Source organism: Streptomyces sp. NTH33 (genome assembly GCF_003236365.1).
GTDB lineage: Bacteria > Actinomycetota > Actinomycetes > Streptomycetales > Streptomycetaceae > Streptomyces.
In genome coordinates this window covers 1-1,528 of the sequence record NZ_POTZ01000857.1, presented here as the reverse complement: position 1 = coordinate 1,528, position 1,528 = coordinate 1, and the positions used below count along the sequence as shown (strand labels likewise).

The window sequence follows — 1,528 nt, the reverse complement described above, 5'->3', positions numbered from 1 at the left end:
GGCCGCGCGAGGTGCTACGGGGACGGGCCGGTGTCCGGGGCGTCCGGGCCGCTGGCTAGGCTCCGGCCTCATGGGCGAACTCATCCATTTCTTCGTAGGTCTGCACATCGTCGGCATCGCCGCGCTGCTCGGCGGTTTCCTCACCCAGGTGAAGGCGATGGGCCAGGGCACGGCCCGGTTCGTGCCCGCCATGCTGCACGGCGCGCTGACCATGCTGGTCACCGGTGTCGTCCTGGTCGGGCTCAACGAGGCCAACAGCCACCACGTGAACAACATCAAGATCGGCGTGAAGCTGGCGCTGCTGATCGTGATTCTCGCCCTGGTCTACGTCAAGCGGGACGAGGAGAAGGTGGACAAGGGCATGTTCGGCCTGGTGGGCCTGGCGACCACGGCGAACATCTTCATCGCCGTGCTGTGGACGTGACGCTCAGCGCGGCGCCCTGAGTTCCGCGCGCGCGTCCAGCACCGCCCCGGCGGCGACCGCCAGCCACGCCGCCACCGCGATCCACAGCAGCACCTCCCCGAGCCCCCGCAACGGGACGTCCGCGGCGGCCGCGAGGGACAGGCCCGCCGCCGCCGTCATGCCCAGGGGGAACACGGTCGACCAGCGGCGTACGTCGTAGCTCAGCCGGGGCCGTACCAGCTCGGCGAGTGCCAGTACGGCGTACCAGCACAGGTCGAGTACGAACAGCGCGAGGGTCACCGTCCGCAGCACACCGCGGTCGTCGTTGTCCCACAGGTACGGGCCACCGCTGCCGACGGCGATCAGCTTCGCGCCGGCGAGCGCCGAGATCGCCAGCGCCCCGCCCGCGACCCAGTGGTCCCCGTGTCCCTCGAGCACCTGCCGCAGGTCGAAGCAGCCCAGGGCGAAGACGTAGAGCGCGAGCCCGAGCCAGAAGAACACCAGCGCCGTGTGCGCCAGCCATGCCGTGCCCTCCGCCTTGGCCAGGGTGGCGCCGAGCACGGCCAGGCCCTCCGTGGCCACGCAGCTCAGGAACACCGCCCCGGGCATGGGCCGCCGGGAGTTCCGGACCCCCAGCACGATGAGCCCCGGCCACAGCACGACGGCCAGCGCGAGCAGTGCCCCGGCGAGGGGCTGCCACCCCAGCGCCGAGAAACGGGTGCCGAGCACGGTCGTCGCGGCGACGGCGGTGAGCGCGGCGGGCGTCCCCGCCTCGGTCCTCCACCGCGGCCGGTCGCCCAGCAGCCGTACGACGAAGTCCGCGGCCAGCGCCAGCCAGGCGACGCAGCCCACCGCGAGGGTCACGAGGGACAGCAGCTCGTGGCCCGCCAGATCCAGCCCGGTCGAGACGATGCCGGTGGCCATCACGGCGGCCCCGGCCGCCGGCGGACGCTGCGCCAACCAGGCGCGGAAGGGTGAGGTGCCGGGCATGGCCCGATGCTAAGTGGTCGCCCTCGGAAGTTCTTCGGGGGTTGACTGCAGAGTCGGTGTGGTGTCTGGTATCCCGACTTGCCGGATCGCCACTGCGTCGAGGTTGATGTCGTGGACTCCTCTGCGGGCGTCGCG

2 protein-coding genes are annotated in these 1,528 nt (G+C 71.9%); one reads left to right on the top strand and one right to left on the bottom strand.

Annotated elements, in window-relative coordinates:
* The first annotated feature begins 70 nt into the window (after window positions 1–70).
* A complete protein-coding gene (locus C1I97_RS37000; protein WP_111007249.1) occupies window positions 71–424 on the top strand; it encodes a hypothetical protein in 354 nt (117 codons plus the stop codon).
* Between the two features lie 3 nt (window positions 425–427).
* Here C1I97_RS37000 and C1I97_RS36995 read toward each other — a convergent pair whose 3' ends face one another.
* Window positions 428–1,393: a tellurite resistance/C4-dicarboxylate transporter family protein gene (locus C1I97_RS36995; protein WP_111007248.1), complete on the bottom strand. Its 966-nt coding sequence runs from the start codon at window positions 1,391–1,393 to the stop codon at window positions 428–430.
* Window positions 1,394–1,528: the final 135 nt, after the last annotated feature.